Annotated in this window: 23 protein-coding genes and 1 other RNA gene; 9 read left to right on the forward strand and 15 right to left on the reverse strand. The window is 42.1% G+C overall.

The window, feature by feature from the left end; genetic code table 11:
- Positions 1–117: 117 nt before the first annotated feature.
- Positions 118–1,845, forward strand: coding sequence for a sigma-54-dependent transcriptional regulator (locus AOC03_RS02890; protein ID WP_062533516.1), 1,728 nt, complete (start codon positions 118–120; stop codon positions 1,843–1,845).
- A 101-nt stretch (positions 1,846–1,946) separates the two neighbouring features.
- Here AOC03_RS02890 and AOC03_RS02895 read toward each other — a convergent pair whose 3' ends face one another.
- Together AOC03_RS02895 and gpmI are read right to left on the reverse strand one after the other, a co-directional pair.
- Positions 1,947–3,665 (reverse strand): S41 family peptidase, encoded by a 1,719-nt coding sequence (locus AOC03_RS02895; RefSeq protein ID WP_227514276.1) that lies wholly within the window; start codon positions 3,663–3,665, stop codon positions 1,947–1,949.
- A 275-nt stretch (positions 3,666–3,940) separates the two neighbouring features.
- Positions 3,941–5,587, reverse strand: a complete 1,647-nt coding sequence (gene gpmI / locus AOC03_RS02900; RefSeq protein ID WP_084785752.1) for a 2,3-bisphosphoglycerate-independent phosphoglycerate mutase — start codon at positions 5,585–5,587, stop codon at positions 3,941–3,943.
- Positions 5,588–5,847: 260 nt separating this feature from the next.
- On the opposite strand from gpmI, the gene ssrS reads away from it, so the two are divergent.
- A non-coding RNA gene (gene ssrS / locus AOC03_RS02905) (6S RNA) lies at positions 5,848–6,043 on the forward strand.
- Positions 6,044–6,306: 263 nt separating this feature from the next.
- Here the strand turns inward: ssrS and AOC03_RS02910 are convergent.
- A complete protein-coding gene (locus AOC03_RS02910; RefSeq protein ID WP_062533517.1) occupies positions 6,307–6,939 on the reverse strand; it encodes an FxsA family protein in 633 nt (210 codons plus the stop codon).
- A 129-nt stretch (positions 6,940–7,068) separates the two neighbouring features.
- On the opposite strand from AOC03_RS02910, the gene ruvC reads away from it, so the two are divergent.
- Entirely contained in the window at positions 7,069–7,653 is a 585-nt protein-coding gene (ruvC, locus tag AOC03_RS02915; protein WP_062533518.1) for a crossover junction endodeoxyribonuclease RuvC, read from the forward strand.
- 116 nt (positions 7,654–7,769) lie between these two features.
- On the opposite strand, the gene AOC03_RS02920 is transcribed toward ruvC, so the two are convergent.
- The 6 genes from AOC03_RS02920 to AOC03_RS02945 all read right to left on the reverse strand — a co-directional run bounded on the left by AOC03_RS02920 (position 7,770) and on the right by AOC03_RS02945 (position 14,765).
- Positions 7,770–8,663: an META domain-containing protein gene (locus AOC03_RS02920; protein WP_062533519.1), complete on the reverse strand. Its 894-nt coding sequence runs from the start codon at positions 8,661–8,663 to the stop codon at positions 7,770–7,772.
- A gap of 289 nt (positions 8,664–8,952) precedes the next feature.
- Positions 8,953–9,615 (reverse strand): glutathione S-transferase family protein, encoded by a 663-nt coding sequence (locus AOC03_RS02925; protein ID WP_062533520.1) that lies wholly within the window; start codon positions 9,613–9,615, stop codon positions 8,953–8,955.
- Positions 9,616–9,887: 272 nt separating this feature from the next.
- A complete protein-coding gene (locus AOC03_RS02930) occupies positions 9,888–10,526 on the reverse strand; it encodes a peroxiredoxin (protein WP_062533521.1) in 639 nt (212 codons plus the stop codon).
- Between the two features lie 262 nt (positions 10,527–10,788).
- Positions 10,789–12,054, reverse strand: a complete 1,266-nt coding sequence (locus AOC03_RS02935) for a TerD family protein (protein ID WP_062533522.1) — start codon at positions 12,052–12,054, stop codon at positions 10,789–10,791.
- A gap of 61 nt (positions 12,055–12,115) precedes the next feature.
- Positions 12,116–12,859: a phospholipase D family protein gene (locus AOC03_RS02940; RefSeq protein ID WP_062533523.1), complete on the reverse strand. Its 744-nt coding sequence runs from the start codon at positions 12,857–12,859 to the stop codon at positions 12,116–12,118.
- Between the two features lie 166 nt (positions 12,860–13,025).
- Positions 13,026–14,765 (reverse strand): glutamine--tRNA ligase/YqeY domain fusion protein, encoded by a 1,740-nt coding sequence (locus AOC03_RS02945; RefSeq protein ID WP_062533524.1) that lies wholly within the window; start codon positions 14,763–14,765, stop codon positions 13,026–13,028.
- Between the two features lie 247 nt (positions 14,766–15,012).
- Here AOC03_RS02945 and AOC03_RS02950 point away from each other — a divergent pair, with 247 nt between their 5' ends.
- On the forward strand, positions 15,013–15,525 hold the full coding sequence (locus AOC03_RS02950) for a peptidylprolyl isomerase (protein ID WP_062533525.1): 513 nt from the start codon (positions 15,013–15,015) through the stop codon (positions 15,523–15,525).
- A 79-nt stretch (positions 15,526–15,604) separates the two neighbouring features.
- Entirely contained in the window at positions 15,605–16,480 is an 876-nt protein-coding gene (locus AOC03_RS02955; protein WP_062533526.1) for a UDP-2,3-diacylglucosamine diphosphatase, read from the forward strand.
- Positions 16,481–16,586: 106 nt separating this feature from the next.
- Here the strand turns inward: AOC03_RS02955 and orn are convergent, their stop codons facing one another.
- The gene (gene orn / locus AOC03_RS02960; protein WP_062533527.1) at positions 16,587–17,174 is read right to left on the reverse strand and encodes an oligoribonuclease; all 588 of its coding nucleotides are present in this window, start codon (positions 17,172–17,174) and stop codon (positions 16,587–16,589) included.
- A gap of 238 nt (positions 17,175–17,412) precedes the next feature.
- On the opposite strand from orn, the gene rsgA reads away from it, so the two are divergent.
- The 4 genes from rsgA to secB all read left to right on the forward strand — a co-directional run bounded on the left by rsgA (position 17,413) and on the right by secB (position 20,296).
- Positions 17,413–18,516 carry a ribosome small subunit-dependent GTPase A gene (rsgA, locus tag AOC03_RS02965; protein WP_062533528.1) on the forward strand — a complete coding sequence of 368 codons (1,104 nt, stop codon included), beginning with the start codon at positions 17,413–17,415 and terminating at the stop codon, positions 18,514–18,516.
- Between the two features lie 162 nt (positions 18,517–18,678).
- On the forward strand, positions 18,679–19,134 hold the full coding sequence (locus AOC03_RS02970) for a rhodanese-like domain-containing protein (protein ID WP_062533529.1): 456 nt from the start codon (positions 18,679–18,681) through the stop codon (positions 19,132–19,134).
- Between the two features lie 336 nt (positions 19,135–19,470).
- Positions 19,471–19,734 (forward strand): glutaredoxin 3, encoded by a 264-nt coding sequence (gene grxC, locus AOC03_RS02975; protein WP_062533530.1) that lies wholly within the window; start codon positions 19,471–19,473, stop codon positions 19,732–19,734.
- Positions 19,735–19,843: 109 nt separating this feature from the next.
- Positions 19,844–20,296, forward strand: a complete 453-nt coding sequence (gene secB / locus AOC03_RS02980; RefSeq protein ID WP_062533531.1) for a protein-export chaperone SecB — start codon at positions 19,844–19,846, stop codon at positions 20,294–20,296.
- A gap of 97 nt (positions 20,297–20,393) precedes the next feature.
- On the opposite strand, the gene adk is transcribed toward secB, so the two are convergent.
- From adk to AOC03_RS03005, 5 genes are all read right to left on the reverse strand, one after another.
- A complete protein-coding gene (gene adk / locus AOC03_RS02985) occupies positions 20,394–21,047 on the reverse strand; it encodes an adenylate kinase (protein WP_204247936.1) in 654 nt (217 codons plus the stop codon).
- Between the two features lie 216 nt (positions 21,048–21,263).
- On the reverse strand, positions 21,264–22,544 hold the full coding sequence (gene ccmI / locus AOC03_RS02990) for a c-type cytochrome biogenesis protein CcmI (RefSeq protein WP_062533533.1): 1,281 nt from the start codon (positions 22,542–22,544) through the stop codon (positions 21,264–21,266).
- Entirely contained in the window at positions 22,541–23,098 is a 558-nt protein-coding gene (locus tag AOC03_RS02995) for a cytochrome c-type biogenesis protein (RefSeq protein WP_062533534.1), read from the reverse strand. Before AOC03_RS02995 ends, ccmI begins: the two co-directional genes overlap by 4 nt.
- Entirely contained in the window at positions 23,095–23,730 is a 636-nt protein-coding gene (locus AOC03_RS03000) for a DsbE family thiol:disulfide interchange protein (RefSeq protein ID WP_062533535.1), read from the reverse strand. Before AOC03_RS03000 ends, AOC03_RS02995 begins: the two co-directional genes overlap by 4 nt.
- Before the next feature lies 1 nt (position 23,731).
- Positions 23,732–25,735, reverse strand: coding sequence for a heme lyase CcmF/NrfE family subunit (locus AOC03_RS03005; protein WP_062533536.1), 2,004 nt, complete (start codon positions 25,733–25,735; stop codon positions 23,732–23,734).
- Positions 25,736–25,742: the final 7 nt, after the last annotated feature.

Consider the following 25,742-nt stretch of genomic DNA (forward strand, 5'->3'; position numbering starts at 1 on the left):
TTATCACTACGCCTAAACCATGCGCGTGAAAACGTCATATAAAAAACAATATTAAAACAGCGAAAGCTAAATAGCATTTTTACAACTTGTACCAATTGAATAGATATGAGGTGATATATGACAGCAACTGCGCTGGTCGTCGATGATGAGGTGGATTTATGTCGTTTGATGCAAATCACATTGACAAAAATGGGTATCAAAAGTGATGTCGCTTATACCCTATTGCAAGCCCAATCTTATTGGCAAGTAAATGAATATGACTTTTGCTTAACTGATTTAAACCTTCCTGATGGCTCAGGATTAGACTTGGTGAAACAAATCAGCAGCAGCTCAAGCACGCCTGTTGCGGTTATTACCGCTCATGGTAGTATGGACTTGGCGATAGAAGCTCTTAAGCTGGGTGCATTTGACTTTGTGAATAAGCCACTTGAATTACCGCGTTTACGCCAATTGGTTGAAAATGCTCTAAAAGTTATTCGTCAAGATAAAGATACCAAATCGCCAAACGCTCGCACGCCTGAGCAGCAGCTATTAGACAGTCGCCTTATCGGTAACTCTGCTGTGATGCATACGCTCAAAAATACCATTTTAAAATTAGCACGCTCGCAAGCACCGGTATTTTTATCAGGTGCATCGGGTACGGGTAAAGAAGTGGTTGCTAGGCTCATTCATGATTTAAGCCCACGCCGTGATGGTAGTTTTGTGCCGGTCAACTGCGGCGCTATACCCTCAGAGCTGATGGAGTCCGAATTTTTTGGTCACAAAAAAGGCAGCTTTACGGGCGCGGTGGCAGACAAGCAAGGGCTGTTTCAACAAGCCAGTGGTGGTACTCTATTTTTGGATGAAGTGGCAGATTTACCACTAGCCATGCAGGTAAAACTTTTACGCGCCATTCAAGAAAAAAACGTTCGTCCCATTGGCGATACGCGAGAAGTTCCCGTTGATATTCGTATTCTTTCTGCTACCCATAAAGATTTGAATCAACTGGTGCAACTGGGTACTTTTCGTCAAGATTTATATTATCGCATCAACGTGATTGAGCTTAAATTACCTGCTCTTAACGCTCGCTATGAGGATATCCCAGCATTGGCTCAGCACTTTTTAGCATTGATTGCTGAGGAGTGGCAACTAGATGCGCCCTCACAATTAACCGATAGTGCCTATAAGCGCCTACAGCAGCATGATTTTTCCGGTAATGTTCGGGAGCTGCGTAATATCCTTGAGCGGGCGATTACGTTATCTGAAAGCATAATGATTGACGTTAATCATTTAGGACTGCCTGAGCTTAGTGATAATAATGAAGCTCTAAATCATGAACCTCTGAATCAAAAAGCTCTAAATCATGAAACGCGAAATACGGATAATGTCATGAGTCATGCTGCCAGTAATCATATTGCTACTGCAAATACGACAGACTTGCCTGCCATAAAACCTGACCAAGCTCATAACATGCCGTCAACGGCATCTACAAAAAATGGGCTTAATGCTATTAATCTTCATCCCTATCGTACCACTAACCAGCTCTATCCTTCAGCTATTCAAGCATCAATGCCTACCAATGTTAGGAAACGTAGTGCTCAGAATGAGACGATAAGTAATGAACCGTCCAGTAAGCTTGGAGAGGATGTTAATAAACCTTCGTCAACGCTAGCATCTATTACTGGATTACCATCAAAAGGTTTAGAAGCCTACTTACAAGAACAAGAAGAACGACTGATTATCGCGGCATTAAAACAGACCAACGGAAACAAAACCCAAGCGGCTGAATTATTAGGAACTACCTTTCGTTCACTACGCTATCGTATGAAAAAGCTAGAAATAGATGAAGACCAACATAGTGATTAATTAATAATTTTAAAACCTGATAGATAATTATAAGAGTGATGTCTAGACATCACTCTTATAAGACGCTTGTTACTTTTTAAGTCATTATTTGCTATTTGCTATTAATTAATAGTATCTTTTTGCACAAAGCGGATACCCAAAGAGGTGACTTGCTTACGTAATATCTCTAATGCTTGGCGCTCCCAACTGCTTTCATTACCCGATAACGTGACATCTGGCTGCACGCCAATTTTTTCTATGTTCTTGCCCGTGGCTGTCAGATAATAGGCGACCGTTAACTTGACAGCCTGCTCGTTATTGAGCGGTATGACGGACTGTACTGAGCCTTTGCCATAGCTGACCTCACCGACGATAGTGGCTCTTTTTTGTGTCTGTAAGCTACTGGCTAGCACTTCAGCTGCTGAAGCCGAATAACGGTTTTGTAAAATTACAACCGGTAACGGTTTAAGTACTGCTGTACCTAGAGTTGATAAAGTCGTTAACTCACTTTGACGGCTTTTAACTTGTACTACCTTGGTATTATCCATAAATAAGCTGGCAACTTGCACCGCCGATGTCAATACACCACCGGGATTGTCACGTAAATCAAGTAAGATACCTGAGACGGGTGCATTTAAACTGGTCAAGCTTTTTAATATTTCTTCCCGACTGTTATTTTGAAATGCTGGTAGTTTAATAATAGCCATACCATCGACCAGTCGTGTCTCAATGGTCTGAGCGTGCATATTATTACGTTGCAAAGTCGTGGTGTGTTTACGACGACCCGCTTTAGAGGTGATAACATCGACTTGCGTACCGGCAATGCCTGTTAACAACTGCTGAATATCATTGCTTTGCTTCTCTTCATCGAGCTTAAATCCATCGATTTGATGCAAATAATCACCAACCGCAATTCCTTTTTTATCTGCTGAGGATTTATTGCTCACGTCTGTAATGACCCAATAACCAAGCGACGCATCATAGGCGGCTTTGATACCGATATCACCCACATCACCTTGGGTAAAGGCGCGTAGATTTTCATACGCCTCAGCATCTAAAAATTCCGCATGACTATCAAGCTTGGTTAGCATTCCACTCATGGCGTTATTAAACAACTCTTCGTCATTGACGGGTTCAACATATTCACGCCGTATTAAATCTACGACCGCGACAAACGTCTTTAAAGTTTCAGGTGAAATCGCATTTAACGATACTTGCGCCACTTCAGCGGGAATGTCAGTGTTGATAACGCCTGAGACATCAACCTGAGAATTAGCATTCGGTGAATTAGTATTTGGTAGCTTAGTGTCTGGTGACAATACGGCATTGGGGCGCGCCTTTTTTATCGTGGTATTGGTCGCACTGGTACTGCTCATATCATTCATCCAATCGTCGGTTTCATCGACTACGGCAGGGATATCTGATAGGTCATCAGCGCCATCCTCAGCACTAACTTCATCTCTTTTTAGATTAATCAGTTTCAAATCTGTGGTAGGCGCCTTTTTTATATTTTCTTTGACGGTTTTAGTATTAACGGTCGTATTATTGGCTGGTTTTTTTGGCGTTGATTTATTTTGATTCACCGTCTGCTTATTGATAACGGTGGTCTTGGGCGTTTTTGAATTGGTCTTATTATTGGTCTTACTATTGGTCTTATGATTGGTAGTAGTGTTGGTCTTACTATTAGTCGTACTACTAGCGGCAACTGCAGACTGAGAGCACAGGCTTAGTATGCCTAACAGCCCAAACATACTTATTTTTAAGACAGGTTTACGTAACGCTAATTTGATAGACGTCGATAATTTTAATGGTTGAGATAAAGTGTGAGTAGATAAACGCATAAAAAGACTCGTATAAAATAAGGAAAATATAGCGTGTTATTATTATAGGTAGAGAGTGACAAGCCAATTATATGCTAATAAAAACAGCATAGCAGTAAGTGTATGGTGAATATTCAAATGGTATTATGGACGAAATCAGTAAAAATATAACGCATACAAAAGGGAAGAATCACAGGTATTCTTCCCTTTATTAATCATTCGTCTGCTTATCTAAACGATGCACTTATGACAGTGATTGACGACTTGTCTTTACGATTTGTCTTTACGACATATATTTACGACAATGCTGGAATGAGTAAACTCTCACCGGTCATCTCAGTAGGTGGCTCAATATCCATCAAGGCTAAAATCGTCGGCGCAACGTCACTCAGCTTACCGCCGCTGCGAACCCGTACTTTTTGGTCACCAATATAAATCAATGGTACATGCTCAGTCGTATGCTGAGTATGCACTTGCCCACTCTCATAGTCCTGCATCTGCTCACAGTTGCCATGATCAGCGGTAATCAGGATATCGCCACCAGCAGCACGTACTGCTGCCTCAACGCGACCTACGCAGACATCAAGCGCTTCCACAGCTTTGACAGTCGCATCGAACACGCCGGTATGCCCGACCATGTCACCATTGGCATAGTTCACAATTAGGACGTCATATTCACCTGACTCAATGGCAGCAACCAATTTATCCGTCACTTCAGGCGCACTCATCTCCGGTTGTAAATCGTAAGTGGCTACATTTGGAGACGGCACTAAAATACGGGTTTCACCTTCGTATTCTGCCTCACGTCCACCACTAAAGAAAAATGTGACATGCGCGTACTTTTCAGTTTCAGCGATACGTAGCTGGGTTTTGCCTTTATCTTGTAAATATTCGCCTAAGGTATTGCTCAATGAGGTTGGATAATACGCAATACTGGTTTTAGGACTGTCCGCCAAAATATCTGAATACTTCGTTAACATCACAAAAGCAGCAAGCTTAGGACGCTTATGACGGGCAAAACCTGAAAACTCATGGTCTGGCAGCACAAATGCCTGCGCCAACTCACGCGCACGGTCAGAGCGGAAGTTCATGAAAATAAGCGCATCATTGTCATCAACGGTAAACGGCACTTCATCACGCCCAATCACCACGGTTGGATTGATAAATTCATCCGTCTCGCGCGCTTTATAAGCTGCCTGTATCGCCCCATCAGCACGAGTGGCTAGGCGGTCTGCTTTACCTTCAGTCAGTAGCTCATAGGCTTTTTGTACCCGATCCCAACGATTGTCACGATCCAGCGCATAGTAGCGCCCGATGATACTGGCTATCCGTACGCGACCTTCATAATGCGCATTCAGTTTTTCAATATAATCACGCAGGCGATTGATATATTTATCCGCAGATTTTGGCGGTGTATCACGACCATCTAAAAAGCAATGTACAAAGACATTCTTCGCCCCATGCACCAAAGCCGAATGACACATCCCTTCGATATGATCTTGATGTGAATGCACACCACCATCCGACAATAAACCCATGATATGTACATTACCGCCCAGCTCATTCGCCGCCTGTACCGCCCCAACTAACGCCTCATTTTTATAAAAATCACGGTTTGCTAGCTCATTTGAGATACGCGTTGAGTCTTGGTAAAGCACACGTCCAGCGCCTAAATTCATATGTCCAACTTCTGAATTACCAAACTGACCATCCGGCAAGCCCACATCTTCTCCTGAAGCAGATATGAGTCCGTGCGGATACTGCTGATAAATTTTATCCAGATTGGGCATATTGGCAGCAGCAATGGCATTATCCTTCACATCTTCGCGATGCCCAAAACCGTCTAATATCATTAGTACATGCGGGATTTTTTTATTCTGCTTATTATTTGCTTGGATCTGATTATCGTCAATAGACTCTGATTGTTGCTGCGTACTGGTCATAGATTACCGCTCCTCAAGTGAATGAACGCCTATCGTGCATTATTAAAATGAATTAGGATTGATACTTATCAAGCGCTCTATACTAACACAAATCTCAAAATAGCCGAAAACCCGACATTATTTAGGGCTGTTTAAGCAGATTGCCTTAACGTAAATTTTAAATAAAATTTTCAACAGTATAAAAAATAGCTCAATTATTAATACGACGTAGCAATCTGTAAAACAGACTTGCAATCAGCTTTTTCATTGGTTAATATGGTTTTATTCTGGAGTGTTGGCTAGTAGATGTTTATTCCCTGAGCCGATAATGTTATACCTGGATGCGCTACCTATTGCCTCATTGTGTATGCCTGCACCGCTTGCGGTGTTTCAGGAAACCTACAGAGGTAATGACGCATCCGCCCTGAACTTCACGGTTCATGGGTCACCATCTTACGGCGGCACTCCGGTTGTTACTTTTAGTGATTGTCATTTGTTATTGAGCTATTTATTAGTAACTAAAAGCGCAATAAGAATGATACGAGCAAGCACGATGAAAACTTATTTATATCAATAAAAATTCAAATGAATAAAGATTAAAAGGTCCTTTTGGTAAATAGTCAAAAGGACCTTTTTTTATGCTGATTTGACTGCTAAACCCCATCGAACAATTGTTCATGGAATAAGAGAACGACTACTGATATATATTCACAGCAGTCGTGACATTCTAAGAGAATAACTTACTCATCATTAGCCGGTTTAGTGATTTTCTTAACATCTATTGGAATATCTTTAGCGGTGCCATCAACAGTGGTATGCTGCTTGAACACATCGCCAAATGGATTTTGTTGCTGCTGACCAAACGGGTTTTGTCCACCCATACCACCTGCGCCACCGAATGGATTTTGTCCGCCCATTCCTCCCATACCACCAAAGGGATTCTGTCCACCTCCCATTTGACCACCCATCTGCTTCGCCATCATTTCCATCATTTTTTGCTGATTATTCATGACATATTTATTCGCCATGTCTTTTAGTCTCTTTTGGACAGGCGGCAATACCACCAACAATGCGAGCAAATCACTGATAACACCAGGAATCAATAATAATAGACCCGCGACCGCCATAGCGACACTTTTTAGCATGGTAGATTCTTGTGGGCGCATGGCAGGGTTCATCATACCGCCCGCTTTCATTTGCTGTGCCATCGGATTTAGCGCCACCATGCCTTTACGAATAAGCGAAATGCCAATCACCGCAGCAATAATAAACCAACCAAAGACTAGCCAGCCACTGATAAACTGTGCCATTAAATACCACAGTAGCATTTCAATAATAAACCAAACGATGGCAATACCGACTATCTGACCCATAAAGTGTCGTCCTGTAAAATAATAAAGTAAAAGCTTTGCATAAATTAAAATGGTTAACTTATGATGTATATGGGGATGGCTTGCTATACTATCAAACTTGTAAGCGTTTTTTAAGTGATATGGAACCCTATGGCAATTATTATCGGGATTGATCCCGGCTCACGCATGACTGGTTATGGCATTATTCAACAAACAGGCGATAAGCTGACCTATATCGACGCCGGTACGATTCGTACGGATACCAAAGAAATGCCAGAACGCCTTAAGCGCATTTTTAACGGCTTAACGCGAATCACCCAGCATCATCTGAAATATAGCGACGAGCCTATTTATACCGCGATTGAGCAAGTATTTATGGCAGAGAATCCGGATTCTGCATTAAAGCTTGGGCAAGCGCGTGGGGCGGCAATAGCTGCGATGGTGGCGTTAGATTTAGAAGTCTCAGAATATACCGCGCGTCAGATTAAACAGGCGGTTTGTGGTTATGGTGCTGCCGCCAAAGAGCAAGTACAAGAGATGGTCTGCCGTATCCTGAAGCTTGATGTCGTACCGCAGCAAGATGCCGCTGATGGGCTTGCCTGCGCCATTTGCCATGCACATTCTAGCCATTCTATGAGCAAACTTTTACTAAATAGCGGCATGAGTGGACGCGGTGCGACGAAGAAAAAAGGACGTTGGCGTTTAACAGAAGAAGACTTAAACAATCGCCGTTAATAAACTACTTAAAAAAACTTCATGGCTTAGAGTTTTAATAAAAAAAACACGCACTAGGTAGGCGTGTTTTTTTATTCTAAATGATTGGTTATTTTCTTATTATTAATCTCACTTAACTATTCCACTACTGTACTTTCAATAACCGTACTTTCAATAACCGTATCAAGAACATAGGCATACTTGGCATCGGATACCTTTGCTAAGTTCTCATTACCCTCTAGCCTATAACGCTGTAAACGCAGTACTTCATCATGATTTTTATCATGTTGATAACCCTCAATAGTACCCGCGAATTCCACCTCTTTACCTTCACTAACCTTTACGCCCTGCTCATCATACGTCACTGGTTTGATTTGCAGGCACTGTTGGCTACTATCGCCTATGCAATGCTTAGTTTGCGCACTGATTGACCAAAATAACGTCTCACCTTTACTATGATACTTGGCTTGTGACGTCATTCTGCCCGTCCAAACTAAGGTCACCGCATCGCTTGTTACCTGTGTCAGTAGTGGTGTGTCACCATCTGCTAAACTGAGCACACTGTCGCCTTCCATCAGCTCATTCAGACGGTTTTCTGTGCTATTAAGATCGGCACACGACATCTTCGTACTCATACTGTTTTCGGTGGTAAAGGTATCGCCCTGTAATTGATAAGCGGCGCTCATGGTATTACAACCGACACTATAGTTGATGGTATTCTGCCCTTGATAGTCATTAAAACTTAAAGTGACTTGGTCTTTAATCGTCATCAAAGAGGTCAACGGCTGCTTGTTACTATTATATGCCGTATCTAGTGTCCAGCGATATTTTGACAGACTATCAATTATTTGCTGTTCAGGGCTTATAGCCACTGCCGCCGTTGCTGCGCTCATTGAATCAGCGATACTATTATTATCTCCATCATTCTGTGCCTCAATATCGTTAGGTGACGAAGCCTTTTGACATGCCGATAGTGCTAAGCTTACTACCAGTAACGTTGGCAATAAAGTAATTTGCAAAGATGATTTCATGATTATTATACCTATAGCATTACAAATAAATCATATCCTGATTGCCTGCACATCTGCTTCTAGCATGCTTATGTCAAACTTAGCGGTTCAGAACAAGCAACTCAGAATTATTTACTCACTATAACCTTGATATCACTCGCTTTTGTAACAAAATGTTTGATTTAATGGTCTAAAATTTTGTTTGTATTCATATTATCTCCATTAACAAAAAATGGACTGCCAAATTGGAAGTCCATTTCATAGCTATATAGCTATAACGAGATTAAGCGTCATTTATACTTTAAAATGATTACGCATCATCAGCTGTTGACTTAGCTTTCGCCATGGTTTGAATACTAAAACGCTCATTCATATGCTTATAAAAACGTGCAATATTCTCGCCATGATCAGCAGGGTTTACTTTTAATACTTTGCCAAAATCAAGTCCTAAATACAGTACGATATCAGCAAAACTTAGATGGTCGCCAACTAAATATTGATGACCTTCTAAGGCTGCTTCAAAATAAGGCAATGCTTTAATAGCACGCTCAATCGATTTAGCCGCGAACTCTGGTACTTGATCAACACGCTGCGCTTTTGATGGATGGCTGTGTTGAAATGCCAACATAAAGTTATACAGTACTTCAAACTCAGCAATACGGCGCATGGCGCATACTTGCGCACGCTGCACGACATCATTACCCATCACTGAACGCTCACCATAAACGCGATCAAGATATTCGCAGATAGCCTGTGAATCATTAAGTACAGTACCATCATCGAGCTGCATTACCGGCACAGTCTGCATAGGATTGAGCTTGGTAAAAGCGTCCGTCATATGCTCATTACTGGGGATATCAATATCTACCACATCAAGGTCATCCATATCATCGATGTCGATACCTTTTGATGCAAGTAGAATGAGTGCTTTGCGAGGGTTTGGCGCGGTACGGGATAAGTATAATTTTTTCATGGCAAAATCCTTGTAAGAAATATCAAGTAGCGACAATGCGCCGTTAGTTTTTATTGTAAGACCCATTAAATATCGAATTAATAGTAGTGATCAATACCTAATTTTTATATTTTAAGCCTATATTTTAAGCATAGGATAATGAGCTACTTTTGTCATCATAGCAAAAGCTTGTCAACACTTGTCAAAAACCTGTTATAAAAATACAAAAGCCCCAAAACTTTACGTTATGAGGCTTTTGCATTTTAAATATACGACTAGATTTTATAGATTAATTATTTATTTGGGGCAGGCGTAGTACGTAAATACGGTTTAATTTCGGTATGACCTTTAGGATATTTAGCAGCGATATCTTCAGTTTTTACACTGGTTGGAATAATAACGTCATCGCCATCTTTCCAATCAACAGGGGTCGCAATATTATACTCATCTGATAATTGTAGGGCATCAATCACGCGGATGATTTCATCAAAGTTACGACCACAGCTAGCAGGGTACGTGAGAATTAAGCGAACTTTCTTTTTAGGATCAATGATATAGACACTTCTAACGGTCGCCGTGGTACTGGCATTCGGATGCAACATGTCATAAAGATTCGCCACCTCTTTATTAGGGTCAGCGATGATTGGGAAATTCAAATCAGTCCCTTGCGTCTCACCGATATCTTTTGCCCACGCATGGTGATCGTCTAAGCTATCTACTGAGATACAAATTGGCTTCACATTGCGCTTTTGGAACTCGCCATTCAGTGCAGCTGCGCGACCAAGCTCAGTGGTACATACTGGAGTAAAGTCGGCTGGATGTGAGAAAAAAACCACCCAGTTATCGCCTGCCCAATCATAAAAATTGATATCGCCATCGGTAGTGCTTGCATCAAAATTCGGTGCGCTATCGCCTAAACGTAAATGTGCCATTCTTTCGTCCTTATTTTGCAAAATTTAAGCGCCAGTATCAAAGATTGAGTCAGCGCACGGTATTATTATAGTTGATGCTTTAGTCTGAAACGCTATTCGTACCTTGAACGTTTTCAGTACCACATTATTAAAAAGCCATTTCATCTTAACAAACTGGTTATGAATGTCTTGTGACGGATTGTAATGCTGTTATTCGATTTTGAGTTAAGCAGACAACTTATGAATCGTACAATAAGTCCCTAACAGCCATTTTTGCTGGCTATCATTTAGGCTTAAACATCGCTGCACCATCAATTTTTAGCTCAACTTTGTCCGCTTTCCACATCAGTCTTGGGGTTGCCTCGCTCATACGTTTACTAGTCTCTCCTGAATGCTGCAAAGTAATGCCGTGCTCATCAATAATCGCGATGCCGATAACGTAGGTATACACCAAGTTACTTTTGGCTTTGGGCGAGGCATTAATATTAAAAACACATTCTATAATCTGATCTTGATATTGCATGCGCATCTTAGGCTGCAATGAGGCAATGGAAACCGCGCCATTTGATACCGCAGAATAGACTGAAAATACCAGTGCGACTTTGCCGCCATAATGCTTCGCAATATCAGGATTGACCAATACCGTCTCTTTGCCCGGCTCATTGATACTCGCCACTTTTATATCGCCCTGATGCTGAATATAAGGCATGGTTGTCAGACTGCCAATCTGCTCTGGCGCATTAATATAGCTCATGTCTTTACCATGCTGCGCTAGTATGCCAACACGCAAATCCAAATCATCATTATTGGCACTGGTATCGCCATTATCTATCCAGATGGCTTCTACTAATAAATGGTCATTGCCACCTTTAGTAAGATTAATTCGATGTTCACTACCCGGTTTGTCTAAGGTTACTTTTTTGAGATTAAGAAGCTGAGATTTTGGTGAGTTATTTGCAGTATTGACAATTTTATTCTGTGCTGGACTGATAGTGTTATCTGCTACAGGTTGGTCTACGCTCTCATCGTCAGCCACTTCACCACCAAAATGCGTGACTAAAGCACTTAAGCCTCCGTTAAAACCTTGTCCAATGGCATTAATACGCCAAATATCGTTTTTACGATAGACTTGTAGCAACATAATAGCGCGCTCATTCTCAAACGCACTGCCATCAAATGGATACGTTGCTAATGTCTGCCCTGCTTGCTCCAACATGACCTGACTAGCGCCAAGTTCTCGCATGGTTGACTGACCGTCAATCGTCGCGGTCAATACTAAATAATCTACGGTATTCGGTAATCTACTGAGATCAATATCAAAGCGCTGTTGCTGATTGTCTATCTGCCAGCTGACGGAGCCACAGGGCGTGTTTGGCTGATTATAAAAGGTCATGTAATCATCACTTACCAGTTTTTGCTGTTCGTTTAATCCGAAGCATGCCACATCGACAACCGTATTATTGGTCGTTAACTCTACAATCAAGGTGAACTGCTGCGCAATACCAATATCGGTAAACTTGGCTTTTTGACCGCTAATTAGATTTAACATGCTTATTATCCTAATGATGATTTACTATCCATTTATATCATTCTGTTACTTAACCCAACGATTAAACCACCATTCCTGAATCCCACAAGCAAAAATCACCAAATTTACCGCGTTTACTCACGCCACCTGCGGCACTGCCCGCATCGGTTAGTACCAGCTCTCCCTCTTTTTCTTCAAGATAGCCTGCTGCGACCAATTTATCTTTTAATTCTTGGGTTTTAACACCAAGTTCTTGTGCTAATTTGGACGTGGTTAATTTTGAGTAATTTGGCTTATCTCCTGCTACTACTTTAGATTCAGAAGGTGCGACCGCATTTTCCGTTTTATGAGCAGCATTATTGGCATTATCTGCTGTGGTTATTTTTTCTAGTGACATCCGTACTTCATCACTGATACGAATAATACGCTGCGCTTCATCATAAGTGTCAGCGTATAGTTTTGCATCGTCATTACGATTAATAAGTACGCCCATCTCATTATTATTAACTTGGCTAAACTCATAAAGATTTAGACTGGTAATAATGCATTCATTTTCATTTAGATAGCATTTTGCATGCAAATTTTTGCAAAAACTGGTGCGAATAAAGGTGAGGTTTTTAAGCCAATTGATTTCTTCGGGTTGCAAATCGTTTTTGCCATAGACAATGCGAATATCAATTTTCAGACGATTTCTATCTTCTAATAGCTCTTTGATACGGTCGTTTAGCTTAAGATAAGGGCTAATAATAATCAGCCTATCCGATGCATTTTTAATCAATTCTTCTAAATGATAAGTCGTGCCACTGCTGTTTAAAAATTTTGCCATTGAAATATCCTCAACCTTTACTATTCTTAGTGATGACTACTGCCAAAAATTTATTATTTCTTATAAAAAAACCCATACCTAGCGTACTAGAAATGGGCTTTTTTGCAAACTACTATTGCCAATTTTGACGAGTGTTAAGTTTGGCGAGTTAAGCCGATGTCATCAATTATGCAGGTTTATAGCTGTCACGTAGACTCACAATTTGATTAAATACTGGCTGCTTTGTGCTGTGTTGTTGCTCATCAGAGATAAAGTAACCTTCACGCTCGAACTGAAAACGCGTGCCAGCAGGTGCATTGACTAATGATGGCTCAACGACAGCCGCAAGTTCCGTCAGTGAATTTGGATTAAGCGCTTCATGAACGTCGCTCACACTGCTTGGGTCTTCAACGCTGAATAACTGCTCATATAAACGTACAGTCGCTGGAATACCTTGGCTTGCCGATACCCAGTGAATCACGCCTTTCACCTTGCGACCTTCAGGATTTTGACCTAAAGTGGTTGGATCAATGGTGGCTTTTAGCTCAATCACCTTGCCAGCGTCATCGAGCACATGCTCAGTGACGGCTAAGACATAAGTATTACGCAAGCGAATCTCATTTTTCTCTGGCGATAAACGCTTATAACCAGCTGGCGGCTCAATTTCGTAGTCGCCTTGGTCAATATACAAATCTTTAGTAAACGGAATTTCACGCTCACCCATATCGACATTCGGATGATTTGGCTGTGTGAGCCACAAGGTTTGTAGTTCTTCATCCCAGCGTGCATTAACGCCTTCTGCTTTTAAAGACTCCCAGTCTTTTACCGCCTCGTCAAAGTTGGTAATAGTCACTTTCAACGGCTTTAACACTGCCATACCGCGCGCGGTGGTGTCATCAAGTGATTGACGGATACTAAACTCTAGAAGACGCATATCAATGACGCCATCAGCTTTGGTCACGCCCACGCGGTCACAGAAGTCACGCAACCCTTCAGGCGTATAACCACGACGACGCATGCCAGCAATCGTTGGCATACGTGGGTCATCCCAACCGCTGACGATATTTTCATCAACCAATTGCTTAAGTTTACGCTTACTGGTCAAGGTATGGTCAACGTTTAGGCGCGAAAATTCATACTGATGCGGCGGTTGCTCAAAGCCAATTTTATTCACAATCCAATCATAAAACGGACGATGGTCTTCAAATTCTAACGTACAGATAGAATGCGTAATGCCTTCGTGCGCATCCGATAAGGGATGGGCAAAATCATACATCGGATAGATGCACCATTTATCACCCGTTTGATGATGCGCTTGATGCATGACGCGATAAATAATCGGGTCACGCATATTCATATTGGCATCGCCCATATCAATCTTGGCGCGCAATACCGCTTTACCATCGGCAAATTTGCCATTTTTCATATCATCGAACAGTTTCAAATTATCCGCGACACTGGCATCACGCTGCGGTGAAGGTTTACCCACTTCGGTAAACGAGCCACGATTGTCCCTAATTTGCTCAAGCGTTTGCAAATCCACGTAAGCATCACCTTGTTCAATGAGCTGTACTGCCCACGCATAAAGCTGGTCAAAGTAACTTGAGGCATATAACGCCTCGCCTGCCCACTCAAAGCCCAACCAACGCACATCTTTTTTGATATTATCGATATAATCTTGCTTTTCTGCCGTTGGATTGGTGTCGTCATAACGCAAGTTACAAATACCGTCAAACTCTTGAGCGATACCAAAATTTAGACAAATCGACTTCACGTGTCCCAAATGCAAATAGCCATTCGGCTCAGGTGGAAAACGGGTGACGATTTGCTTATATTTTTGCGCCTTCACATCATCACGAATGATATTACGAATAAAGTCGTTTTTTTGTTCCACTTTTTGTTCAATGTTGTTTGAGTGCTCACTCATGGGGCATTGCTCCTAACGCAAGTTATCAGGTTATAGGGCGTGATATCACGTTTAATAGAAAAATTTAAAAGTTAATAAAATTATGAAAAAATATACTGGTAAAAGTTAAAGTTGCGTTATTCTATCAGGTTTCACAAACGCATTAACAGCCTGATACATGACAGGCGACAAAAAAGCCGTTAGACTAGCGACAACATTCACACACCACCGTACCATTTTAGGTATGGTTATCAAAAAGGAATATAATATGGTTGATATGCCAGTAGTACAACTTGACACCAATATGGGTGCAATCGTTATCGAACTTAACGAAGAAAAAGCCCCAAAAACCGTAGAAAACTTTTTAAACTACGTAAAATCTGGTCATTATGACGGTACTATTTTTCATCGCATCATCGACGGTTTTATGATTCAAGGCGGCGGTATGGACGCTGAGATGAAAGAAAAAGGCACAAATAAGCCAGTTGAAAACGAAGCAGATAACGGTCTAAAAAATGACGCGGGCACTATCGCTATGGCGCGTACCCAAGATCCGCATTCAGCGACCAGCCAGTTTTTTGTTAACGTAAAAGACAATGACTTCCTAAACCATTCTGGCAAAAATATGCAAGGTTGGGGTTACACTGTGTTTGGTAAAGTCACAAGCGGTATGGACGTGATTGAAAAAATGAAAGGCGTACCTACTGGTCGTTTCGGCATGCACGCTGATGTACCAAAAGAGCCAGTTGTTATTAACTCAGCGACCATCATTACTAAATAATTGACACTCAGTAATTGACGTTTTTTTAAGACGCTGACTTTTTAAAAGATAATTTTAAAAATTATTAGGATTATGATAAATGCAGACATTTAATCATCTTATTACCACCCGTCCTCATGACGTACGGCAAATATTGATAAGTGACTTGCATTTATCCCCTGAAGAGCCTGCCTTAGTGCAGGCTTTTTTGGCATTGCTTGATGATTGCCTTGCTCTGCCTGCGCTCAAATGCTTATTTATTTTAGGCGACTGGTTTGAAGTGTGGCTAGGTGATGATGCTTATCTCACATTGAGCGCAAACGCGCGCCAAACGCATTGGTTAAGCCCTATTATCGCCAAATTACAACAACTTCAGTCTACTGGCTGCGATATTTTAGTAATGCATGGCAATCGCGATTTTTTGTTGGCACAGGATTTTTGTGACTTGTTTGGCGGCAAGTTGATTTTTGAGCCGTATACTCTACAGGTTGGTCAAGAAAAATATCGACTTGAACATGGCGACGCCCTATGTACCGATGATAAAAAATATCAGTTTTTTCGTAAAATAATGCGCCATCGTTTAACTCAGTGGTATTTGCTCAATAAATCATTAGAAAAACGCTTAGAAATCGCAGATAACATGCGTCAAAAAAGCCAGCAAAATAACACCAAAAAAGCCGCTTATATCATGGATATCAATGACACTGCGGTTAATCGAGCCATCTATAGTTTTGATGCGCTGCTACATGGACATACCCATCGTCCTGAGATTCATTACAGCTCTGACGGCAAGACCCGCTACGTGCTTGGTGATTGGCGACTGCTTGATTCAGACACGCGCCAGCCTAAAGTTAGTGCAGTTATTGGCGTCGTTACAGTAGATATCAATTCAAATAATAGTAATGGTAGTAGCAATAGCAATAATGACGACAATGCCGAGTTTGATTTGTTTGAATTTAATTTTTTACAAAGATGATTTTTTTGGACATAGTATAATCTTACATCAGTAAAATAGTTTAAAAAAAAGGGTCTGTTAAATAGTTAACAGACCCTTTTTTCTTACCCTAATTAGCAATAACTACTTAAGGTAGCAAATTAAAGAAGTGTTGACGATAGTGTTTTAGCTCACGAATAGAGTCGCGGATATCGTCTAATGCTAAATGACTGCCATTCTTTTCAAAGTTTTTAAGGATATCCGGACGCCAGCGAAAGCACAGCTCTTTTATAGAGGAAACATCGAGATTACGATAATGGAAGAATTTTTCTAATTCTGGCATTTGTCGCGCCATAAAACGGCGATCTTGGCAGATAGAGTTACCGCACATTGGCGATTTGCCACTGTCGACCCATTTATCGAGAAACTTAATAGTCTCAGCTTCAGCCTCTGCCAAGGTTACTGTACTACGGCGCACACGATCAATCAGCCCTGATTGACCATGTTGCTTGGTATTCCAGTCGTCCATGCCGTTTAATTTTTGATCCGATACTTTAATCGCAAAAACAGGACCTTCGGCAAGCACGTTCAAATCTTCGTCGGTCACGACGGTTGCAATTTCGATAATCTCATCATTTAACGTATCAAGTCCGGTCATTTCTAAGTCAATCCATACCAGCCCTTTTTTACCTTGGTTTTTAATTTTGATTTTATTGGGATGGTCGCTGGTACTCATAAAGTGTCCTATAATCAATCGGTTAGTTAATCATTGTTAAAGCCACATGACATAAATTGTGCTTCAATATAATCAATAGTCTAAAAAGTAGCGTGCTATGTACCTGAACAGTCGTCACGTCTTAAAGGCATGTATGCCCAAAACGTTACAAAATCACCGTCTGTCACGTTTACTTTAGGCTGTATGTTAGCAAATTTTCACGCTACACTGAGCAATATTTTTATAATAGGTTTTACCCATGGCATTAATTCGGCAACGCAAACTGACCAAACAGCAGATTCGTCGCATCGATAAACAACAGCTGGAGAGTCAAACCAGCATTGATGATAGCTTGATGGATGGCGTGGTCATGGCGCATTATGGTAAGCAATTAGAAGTCCAAGTGACCAGCCTGCCCGATTTTATTCCTGAACAGCCTGAGATTGCACCCGATGATCCAGAGCCGTTTTGGCAGGAGTTAGCGCTTGGCGATATTTGGCGCTGTCATGTTCGCACTAACTTGCCGATGTTAGCCGCAGGCGACCAAGTACGTTGGAACGCAGACTCCAATACCGGATTTGGGCGCATTGAGTCGGTAAAACCGCGCACCTCAATGGTTTCGCGTCCGGATCGTTATCATAAGCTCAAACCGGTTGCCGCTAATGTCGATATTCTCGCCATTGTATTTGCACCATTGCCCGCCGCCGCGCCTACGTTGATTGACCGCTATTTAGTCGTTTGCCATCATGCCGGTGTCAAGCCGCTACTGGTACTAAATAAAGCGGATTTATTAGCCGAAGAAAACGGTGTCGATACCAATGAGCTGTTGGCGCAATATGCCGCGCTGGGCTATGAAAGCGTGTTAACGTCTGTTGATTGCCCTGAAAATATCGCTGGCAGTAATGACCAACAGGGACTGGGTGATTTAAAACAGTTTATTGATAATAAATTGGTAATTTTTGCCGGACAATCTGGCGTCGGAAAAAGCAGCTTAATCAATGCCTTACTGCCCGAATCCGCGCAAAGCGTCAATATTATCTCTGATAATTCAAAACTTGGGCAACATACCACCACGACCAGTCGCTTATTACCGTTTAATCCGGATGATTTAACTCAAGGCGGTATCGTTGATACGCCCGGTATCCGTGAATACGGCATTTGGCACTTGACGCCTGACGATATTATCTCGGGCTTTATTGAACTTGCGCCCTTATCGGGTGACTGTCAGTTCCGCGATTGTCGCCATACTCATAACAGTAAAGGCTGCGCGCTATGGCGAGCAGTGGCTGACGGACAAGTGCTGCAACGCCGCGTTGAAAACCTTGTTACCCTACGTGAAGAAGCTGATACCAAACCTTATTAAACCAATGGGAAGTATTAAGAATCTCTCACTGGTCATCAGTTAAAAAGTAGTGGCGTTATCCTGCGTTTACTATGAATGAGCAAATCGGTATAATAGCGCCTTGTTCAATGACTTAAGCTGTATCCGCAGTTTAATAGAACACTTATTTTTTGGAGGTATGTTTTGGATCGTGCGCTTGAATTTGTGGGTCACCACCCGTTTTTATTTGGCATTTTAGCTGTACTTGCGGTCATGTTTTTTGCCATTGAAAATAAACGTAGTGGTAAGAAAATATCACCCAATACGCTTGGCATGATGGTCAACTCTCAAAACGCGCAGCTTATCGATATTCGCGCTAAAAAGAAGTTCACCACTGGCTATATCCAAGGCAGTCGCAACATTCCTTTTACGGACCTTAAAGACCGCTTAGCAGAAATTCGTGCTATTGAAGCCCCTGTGATTATCATTTGTGATATGGGTATACAAGCAGGTGCAGCGGTACAGATGATCGGTAAAGATAACGTCTATCGCCTAGATGGTGGCATTGGTGGCTGGCAAGCAGGCGGTATGCCGTTGGTTGGTATCAAAGACGTTCAAGCTAAAAATAAAGGCAAAGCAAAACCAACCTTGCTGAAGTAAAACTGTATGTGATAAAGCAATATATTACTTATATTAAGCAACTTATATAGCCTAAAAAAGACACTCGATAATGTAGTGTCTTTTTTTATGCGGCTATGTAAGCTGCTTGTGTTACTTTTTGCAAGCTTTAACAGCGCTAACTTGAATTTATCCTGCCTAGCCCCACTTTATAATGAGCATAATTAAATATAGGCTTGCGCTTAACTTGATTGCCGTCAATATGAGCAACTTTTATAATACTGTTTTTTATAAGATTATTTTTTATAAAACTATTCCTATCACATTCTTTTTATAACATAACAATTGCTTTACAAATTTATCAATTAAGGATTTATCATGACCGTCTCTGTGAAAGTTTACACCACCCCTATTTGCCCTTACTGCTCAAACGCCAAACAGCTCTTAAAATCTAAAGGGGTTGCGTATGAAGAAATTGGTATGCATGATATGAGTAGCGATGACCGTCGTGCGTTAATGCAAAAAACCAATAATTATCGTACCGTACCGCAAATCTTCGTGGGTGATACCTTTGTCGGTGGCTTTGATGAGCTCAATCAGCTAAACCAACAAGGTAAGCTTGACGAACTGTTGGCAGGCTAAGACTTTAACTTGCTGCTGGTGTTTATAGATGTAGCGTTTGGTAAGAATCTATTACCACTGCGTTTAGATTAAGATTATAATCATATTTTTTAAACTTTGAGGATTTATCATGGCTGACGAACAAGCACAACCACAATTAGCACTAGAACGCATTTATGTTAAAGATATGTCACTTGAAGTTCCGGGTGCAGAAGTATTCACCAAAGAGTGGAACCCTGAGCTAGATATCAACTTATCAAGCAATGCTGACAAACTAGATGATGACCATTTCCAAGTGGTTTTGACCGTGAGCGTCAACGCTAAAAATGCTGGAGAAGCGGCATTTATCGCAGAAGTACATCAAGCAGGTATCTTCTTATTAAAAGATATCCCAGAAGACCAAATCGGTCAAATCTTAGGCGCATATTGCCCTAACGTGTTGTTCCCTTATGCCCGTGAGGTGATTAGCGATATCGTCACTCGTGGCAGCTTCCCGCAGTTATTGTTAGCACCTGTTAACTTTGACCAAGCGTATGCGCAAAGCCAACAGCAAGCACAAATAGACGCTGAAGGTAATGCTTAATTATTAATTATTTAATGATTAAGTAGAAAATAGTGATGTAAAAAGCCGCTTCCTATCAATAGAAAGCGGCTTTTTTATGCTCAACTTTTAGCAAATATTAACCTTTTAACGCGGTTAATACTTGTTGCTTCACATCGTCGATACCTTGCGTACCATCAAATTTGTTATAAGCAGGCGCATTCTCGCCCTCAGTGGCTTTATCTTGATAAAAACCCACTAAGGCTTCAGTTTGCTGATGATAAGTGGCTAGGCGCTCGCGAATGGTGGCTTCTTGGTCATCTTCACGTTGGATTAAGGCTTCACCTGTGACATCGTCGATACCTTCCACTTTAGGTGGGTTATGATCGATATGATAGACACGACCTGAGCCTGCATGTTGGCGACGACCTGATAAACGCTTGACGATTTCATCATCAGGCACACTGATTTCAACCACATGATTAATCGTTACATCAGCGTCTGCAAGCGCTTGTGCTTGCGGAATGGTACGTGGAAAACCATCAAAAATGCAGCCATTAACGCAATCAGGTTTGGCGATACGTTCTTTTACTAGGTTGATGATTAAATCATCAGAAACCAGACCGCCAGCATTCATGATACCTTGGGCTTGCATGCCAAGCTCAGTGCCTTCTTTTATCGCAGCACGCAGCATATCACCGGTTGAGATTTGCGGAATATCATATTCTTGTGAAATAAACTGGGCTTGAGTACCTTTTCCGGCACCTGGTGGACCTAGCAAAATAATACGCATCATTGTACGACTCTCCTTAATAAATGAAATATTGGAACAAATAAAACATAGAAATGGGCTGATTGCTGCACTTACCTTACCTTGTGGCTTTAAAAATCTCAAGTATTTTTAGTCTTGATGTGGCAAGTTAAGGCGATTAGCGGTTCATAATCAAACATCAGCGCTGTGGTTTGCGCTCTAACGCTGATATTTATCGATTATAATAAGACTGACTGATTAAGGTACTTGTTGATTAATTTCAACATCCACTTGATTTTGTTCTGCGCTAATGACCACCGGATTACCAGATAAATCTCCTGATTCGGCTACGGCATTACCGCTATGGCTAATACGCGCCACGACAGCAAGTTGTGTTTTATCGTTGCGTGCAGAAGCAATAGTACGTTCAGGCATCATCGCATCTAAATCACTTAGGCTAATATTGGCTTTACCTTGCTTAATCACGCTAATAGGTAAACGCTTGGCGGCAAATGGTGGACCGCCTTTAACATCACGAATGGCGACAAATAATACGTCATCACCTTTTACTAAAGGTAATAAATTGGCGCTGATAGAGACGGTTACTTCAATACCTTCAGAAGCTTGTTGTTTCTGCTTACTGATATTGGCGCTGAGCTCATCTAAGCTTGCCAACGCTTTCGCATGATCACCAGGTTTGGCAGAAATACTATCACGCAAACGTTGAATCCAACCTTGAGCTTGATCAAAATTACTGCCGCGCGCTTCACCCATTGCCATCAGCATTTGCGCCCCTTCATGCTGCGGGTTCTTGGCTAATACGTCTTGTAATACACGACGACTATTGGCATCTAATTGTCCCTTATTGGCAAAAAAGCTGATTTGCGCATAAGTGGTCGCAATTTCTTCATTATCAGGGGATAAACGATAGGCGCGCGATAACGCCTCTAATGCCGAATCGTTAGCTTCAAGTGATAAAAACAGCTCTGACAAGCGCATCCAGCGGTTCGGGTCATCAGCATGACGATGGACATTGGTCTGCATGGCGGTAATCAGCTGACGACTGTCTTCAATCGCCCATGCGGGTGGCTGGTCGATTTTGCCAGTCAGTAAGTCATCAGCAACTTGCCCAACTTTATCTTCAGCTTGCCACAATTCAAACACTGGTGCGCGATTGCCTATCAATAAATAAGCCATAGCTGCTAATACAGGTACCCACACTGCCACAATGATACGGCTCTTATTGCTAGGTACTACCATTGGCGCTACTTGGCGCTGTGCGTCTAATAACTGACGCTCAAGCTCAAGCTTTTGGTTTTGATAATGGCTATCGTCAATCGTACCATTATCTCTATCGGTTTTAAGCTCTGCTAGGCGCTCACGAAATACAGCGACGTTAATATCTAGTAATTGATTGTCTACCGGATTTGCCTGCGCACGTGGTGCTCGCAGCCACGGTATAATCACGATGACAGCAAGTATAGAAGCGAATAGTAAGCTGAGGGCAATAAATAAGCCAGCAGTAGAGAAAATGGTCATTTTTTGTCCTCTGTACTTGTGATGTCATGATTAGCGTTATCGACACTCGATAACAGACGATCAAGTTCAGCTTGTTCCGCAGGAGTTAAGGGTTCGGCAGCCGTATCTACCGTGATGCCACTTTGACCACGAGCAACGACTTGACGACGCTTACTCTGCCAAAACCAGCCCGCAATCAACACTATTAATAACAAAGGTGGAAAGAACCAAAGTATCCATGTCGATGGGCGCACAGGTGGCTTATAACTAATGAAATCCCCATAGCGCTCTTGCATATAGTCGCGTATTTCAGCATCACTACGTCTGTCTTTTACCAAATCATAGACTTTTTGCTTTAAATCTTGAGCAATGGGTGCATCAGAGGCGGCAAGATTTTGGTTTTGGCATTTTGGGCAACGCAGCTCTTCAATCAGCGCACGATACTGCGCTTCTTGTTGCGGTGAATCAAAATCATAAACATCAATGGCAGCATAGGCTGTGAAACTAAACAGACACGCCAGCATTAAACCCGCCAGCCTTAACACAATATTCTTTTTTATCTGTGTCGCTTTCATTGACACGCCTCCGCAATCTGCTTCGAATCTGGACTGCCAGTTTCTTTATTGGCATCATTAAGCACCATCAGACATGGCGCTATACGACTTTGCCAATTGTCTTCATTCACCTCACCGATAATGTGCTGACGAATAATACCATCACCACCAACGACGAAAGTTTCAGGCGCTCCCGTTAAACCTAAGTCTAGCGCAAACTGACCTGGTAAATCTTGAATCGACATCGAATATGGGTCGCCACGCTGGTTTAAATAACTGAAGGCACTGCCAATCTCATCTTTATAATTCACCCCAACGATATTCACACCACGTTCTTTAAGTTTCATTAAAAAAGGATGTTCAATAATGCAAGTCGGGCACCAAGAACCCCAAATATTGATTAAAAAAGGCTGCTTGGGTAAATTATCATTGGTCATGGTACGAGTCGTATCTGACAACAAAGGCAGCTCAAAAGTAGGAACTGGACGCTCAAGTGCCGTATTGGTCACCACTTCTACCGGTTTACCAAGACGCATATATAGCATAATCATCAGTCCAGCAAAGACGATAAGCGGAATCAAAAACCAGACTTTGAGCTGTTTTTTATTCGTAGTCTTGTTACTACGCTTTGGGGAGTTAGCAGGTGATGTCATATCACGGCTCCCCTATCAGTGTGGCTAATAAATCATTATTACTCGTCACCTGATGCGGGGCTTTGGTATGTTTGATGCGATAACGCTTATCAAACATGCTTAATACGCTACCCAACGCCATGATGATAGCACCAAGCCAAATCCAGCGAATCAATGGCTTAACATAGATACGCACTGCCCACTGATTACTACTTTCAGAGATTGGCTCACCGAGTGCCACATACACATCACGCATGAGACTGGCGTCAATCGCTGCCTCAGTGATTGGCATTCCACTCACAATATAAGTACGCTTTTCAGGATATAGAGTGGTCACAGCTTGACCATCCTTCATCACTGCTACTTGCGCTTGCATACCATCAAAGTTACTGCCTTTGACTTCATGGAAATCTTTAACTTCGAAATCATAACCTTGGACATTAACCGTATCGCCAATCCCAAGCGCCACATCGCGCTCGATACTTAAACTACTGGTAAATGCCACACCGATAACAGCTATTATCACGCCAATATGCGCGGTCTGCTGACCCCAATAGCTCAAACGTAATTGACGCAAGCCACTAAAGACATTAGGTGCATTTTTAGTTTTGTCTTTAAAATCGACAATCATCCATAACAATACCCAAAAACTAACGGCTAAAGTCACGCCAATATTCAGCATTGAAGACGGATGCACAAAGTAGGTAATAATGCCTGCTAACACAAGGCTACTGACCGCAATAACCATGCCTACGCCTAATAATGGGCGCTTGTCTTGCTTCCAGCGAATATTAGAACCCATACCCATGGCTATTAATAATAACCACGTTAAAGGAACAAATAGCGCATTAAAGTAAGGAGGACCTACGGATACCTGACCTAAGCTGAAAGCGTCGGCAATAATAGGATAAAGCGTACCGAGTAGCACCACTAACGTCGCAATCAAAATAATGGCGTTATTAATCACCAAAAATGACTCACGTGAAATCAGTTGATACTGACTTTCAACCGTCAAACGCCAACCGCGTAAGGCAAACATCAATAAGCCGCCACCAACAATAATGCCTAAAATGACTAGAATGACTAAACCACGCGTTGGGTCAGCGGCGAACGAATGCACCGACGTAATTACCCCAGAACGTACCAAGAATGTTCCAAGCAAGCTTAAAGCAAAGGCAAAAATCGCTAGCATAATGGTCCACGCTTTAAACACACCGCGCTTTTCTGTAACCGCTAAAGAATGTAATAACGCAGTACCGGCAAGCCAAGGCAGCAAGGATGCATTTTCTACCGGATCCCAGAACCACCAACCACCCCAACCAAGCTCATAATATGCCCACCATGAACCGAGCGCGATACCAATAGTCAAGAATCCCCAAGCGGCAAGCGTCCAAGGACGTGACCAGCGTGTCCAAGCCGCATCTAAGCGCCCTGCCCACAATGCTGCCATACAAAAAGCAAACGGTACGACCATACCCACGTAGCCCATATACAGCATCGGTGGGTGAATAATAAGACCAAAATCCTGCAAAACAGGGTTTAAATCAGCACCATCAACCGCTAAATTGGGTAACGTACGATCAAAAGGCGACGAGGTAAAAATTAACATCGCCAGCATCATTAACTGCACACCCGCTAGAATAATCAATACCCGCGCACGCATAGACAGCGGCAGACCACGACTGAAGTACGATACCAGCGCACACCACGTCGCCATGATGGTCATCCATAGCAACAGCGACCCTTCATGTCCGCCCCACGTTGCTGATAACTTATAATACCAAGGCAACAAGGTATTAGAATGCTGGGTGACATAAACTAAACTAAAGTCATTATAATAAAAGCCTGCCATCAGCGCAGCAAATGACGTAATCATTGCTACAAACTGCGCCCACGCCAAACTTGGGGCTAAACGCTGCAATGCGACTTGGTCACGCATAACACCAAAGGTCGGTAATACAACTTGCAAAATCGCCAACACAAAGGCGGCGAGCAAGGCAAAATAACCCAATTCTGTGATTAACATACGGTCT

The organism is Psychrobacter urativorans (assembly GCF_001298525.1).
In the GTDB taxonomy this organism is placed as follows: Bacteria; Pseudomonadota; Gammaproteobacteria; order Pseudomonadales; family Moraxellaceae; genus Psychrobacter; species Psychrobacter urativorans_A.